The sequence below is a fragment of the Robiginitalea sp. genome (assembly GCF_049588695.1).
Taxonomy (GTDB): Bacteria; Bacteroidota; Bacteroidia; order Flavobacteriales; family Flavobacteriaceae; genus Robiginitalea.
This window is the reverse complement of record NZ_JBAVZJ010000214.1, coordinates 1-3,034: the sequence shown is the minus strand read 5'-3', so window position 1 is coordinate 3,034 and position 3,034 is coordinate 1. Positions and strand designations below refer to the sequence as shown.

The 3,034-nt window shown below is 49.5% G+C and carries 4 protein-coding genes; 3 read left to right on the top strand and 1 reads right to left on the bottom strand.

The annotated features are described in order from the left end of the window. The 3 genes from lepB to WBV75_RS05085 form a co-directional block, all read left to right on the top strand. A partial coding sequence (gene lepB / locus WBV75_RS05095; RefSeq protein ID WP_424119566.1) for a signal peptidase I occupies positions 1 to 1,148 on the top strand: 1,148 nt, incomplete at its 5' end. A 6-nt stretch (positions 1,149 to 1,154) separates the two neighbouring features. After that, complete coding sequence (locus WBV75_RS05090) at positions 1,155 to 1,784, top strand: WbqC family protein (protein ID WP_424119565.1); 630 nt, start codon at positions 1,155 to 1,157, stop codon at positions 1,782 to 1,784. Next, a complete protein-coding gene (locus tag WBV75_RS05085; protein ID WP_424119564.1) occupies positions 1,777 to 2,097 on the top strand; it encodes a DUF6122 family protein in 321 nt (106 codons plus the stop codon). Before WBV75_RS05090 ends, WBV75_RS05085 begins: the two co-directional genes overlap by 8 nt. Here the strand turns inward: WBV75_RS05085 and WBV75_RS05080 are convergent. Then, on the bottom strand, positions 2,077 to 3,034 hold a 958-nt coding region (locus WBV75_RS05080), incomplete at its 5' end, for an endonuclease/exonuclease/phosphatase family protein (RefSeq protein WP_424119563.1). The genes WBV75_RS05085 and WBV75_RS05080 overlap by 21 nt on opposite strands.

Here is a 3,034-nt window from a genome sequence, read left to right as displayed (position 1 = left end):
TTCCGGTACTCCGCACTCGCTCCTATCTGAAAAAACCACAATTGCCCTATATGAGGCTGCCCGGATTTCAGAAGGTGGGGCGAACAGACCTTGTTGTCTTTAGCTGGCCTGCAGATACAGTAAGGCAGTTTTTCAAAGCAGAGGCTGGGGTTAAAAAACCTATCGATAAAAAATCGAATTACGTAAAGCGATGTGTAGGCGTTCCCGGCGACTCCCTGGAGGTGCGAAACGGTTATGTTTTTATCAATGGAAAACAACTGGAACTGCCCGGGCGGGCCCGGCCGATGTACGATTATCGCGTCTACGGCCAAAAAGGAATCTCCGCCAGGGTCCTGGATCAGGCCGGTGTTTCGGATTTCACCCGTACTTATGTGACTGCCCCACTGAATCGCGCCCAATTTGAAATTCTGAGTACCGCCAACCTTATGGGAGCCCAATCGAGGGAAGACGGGCAAATTGAATTGCTGACAGGCCCGAAAGGACTTTCCGTAGAAATCATCCGCAAAGCCGGGATCTCCTCCATTAAAGAGGTGACCCCACGGGTACGGGTGACGACAATGACTACAGAGATGGTCGGTGCTCTTGAGAAGTTGTCCTCCGTAGATTCCGTAGTGCGCATCGTAGATAGCCGGGGTGAGGCAGGATATAATATTTTTCCACAAGATCCCCGCTATCCCTGGAACTACGACCAATTGGGCCCTGTTTACATTCCGGCGAAGGGCGATAAAGTCGAATTAACCCCAGAGACCTTCCCGTTGTACCAGAAAATTATCCGGGACTATGAAAAAAATACGGCCTCCGTCTCCGGGAACCAGGTACTGGTCAATGGCGAGGCTGTCAACTCATATACCTTTAAGCAAGACTACTATTGGATGATGGGGGACAACAGGGATCATTCCGAAGACAGCCGGGCCTGGGGCTACGTCCCGGAGGACCATATCGTCGGTAAACCTGTATTTATCTGGATGAGTTTTGATAATTTCAACGACGGGATAGCTAATTGGAAACCGCGTTGGGATCGCATCTTTACCACGGTAGGCGGGGACGGGGAACCCCGATCTTATTTCAGGTACTTCCTGCTCTTACTCGTTGGGTATTTTGTTTTCGATTTCTTCAGAAAGCGACGCAGAAAGAACCAAAAGGGTTAATCTAGGATGGAAGTTTTAATCCATCCTGGATACTTCCCCAATTGCCTTACAATGGCGGTTATCGCCCAGCGGAAAGTCGTATGGGAAGTCTGGGATAACTTTCAGAAACAAACGTATAGAAACCGATGTTATATCGCCACAGACCAGGGGGCACTTATGCTCAATATTCCGATCCGGCATGTGGGAGGCAAAACCGGCAGGCAGGCCTACCGGGAAGTACAGATCGAAAATAGTACACCCTGGCAGAGGCAGCATTGGAGGAGTCTGGCCACAGCCTACAGATCAGCCCCTTTTTTCGAGTATTACGAGGCAGATCTCAAGCCTGTTTTTGAAAAACCCTTTTCTTTACTTTTGGATTTAAACCTGGAGGCCATCTCCGTTATATGCGGTCTGCTGGAGCTCCCATTTCCCGCCTCCCGTTCAACCAAATTCGAAACCCAACCTGAAGGGATTCGGGATGGGCGGTTGTTGATTTCCTCCAAAGTAAAGAATTCTGTATCGGTGCGGGAGTACGCCCAGGTCTTCCAGGAGCGGCATGGCTTTCTTGCAAACCTGAGCGCCCTGGACCTTCTGTTCAACCAGGGGCCTGCAGCTCGGGAATACCTTATGGCCCAGGAACTTCCATGGGATGATTAGAGAGATCTTCCATTACGGCCTTCACTTTTTAGTCCCCATTATCGTCGGGGTCCTTTTTTATCCGCGCCACAGGCTCAAGGCAGTGTTGATATTGCTATCCGGGATTGTCATTGACCTGGACCACCTCCTGGCCGATCCGATCTTCGATCCGAACCGCTGCAGTATTGGGTTTCATCCCCTGCATACGTATTGGGCCATCGCTTTTTATACCCTCCTGGTTATTCCCAGGCCTACCCGGATCTTCGGCCTTGCATTGCTCATACATATCCTCGCAGATACTGTGGACTGCTGGTTACTCTCCATGGAGCTTTAACGTTACCTGGACAGGCAGATGATCTGAGGCCCGGATGTCAAAATTCTGGTGTTTCACCACCTCGATGCCCGGGGATGCTAAAACGACATCAATACGGTAAGGCAACATTTGATTCAGGTAGTAGGTAGCCCCCCATTTCCGACCTTTCTTTTTAAAACTGTCTTGCATTCCTTTACTCAGAACCCTGTAAGGACGGGAGAAAGGCGTGGCATTCAAATCCCCGCATAGGATTACCGGATAGGGAGAATTCTCAGCGTGATCCCGCACCAGCTGCGCCTGCTGCCTGTGTTTTAAGGCTACCTGGTTCAATCGTTTTAAGAATTCCCTTCCGTTATGGGTATATATAAATTCACGTGAAGGAATCTGGTAGGATTGCAGGTGCACGTTGTACACCCGGAGGGTATCCTTCCCTATGAGGATATCTGCAAACAAAGCACTGTTCGCTGATTCCGGAAAAAGGATCATGTCAGAATTCAAGATAGGAAAGCCGGAAAATATCGCCTGGGGGCTCTTTCCCGATTTCACAGGGGTGATGGCACGGTTTTTATACTTTTTAAAAGGTGGGAGGAACGTGCGGTTAAACTCCTGAATACAAATTACAGCCGGCTGTTGATCCTCTATAAAATCCACTATTTGCTCTCCTGCATTTTTGGGCTCGTAATAGCCCCGGGCATTGAAACCCCGGGTGTTATAGGTCATCAGGGTAAAAGCCTCTTGAGTCGGGCTTTCCCCCTCCCCCGAAATAAAGCCGTAAAAACTGCCGAAACTCAGAAAGGCAATCAGGAGTGCCAATAAGGGCAATAAAAAAAGTTTGGTACGCAGGATCAGACATAGGATAAAATAAAGTAGATTGACGAGAATCAACCAGGGTACCGCAATGCTGATAGCGTCGAGGATGGGAAAAACGGGAAGGGGAAGGAAGTAGTGGATACACACC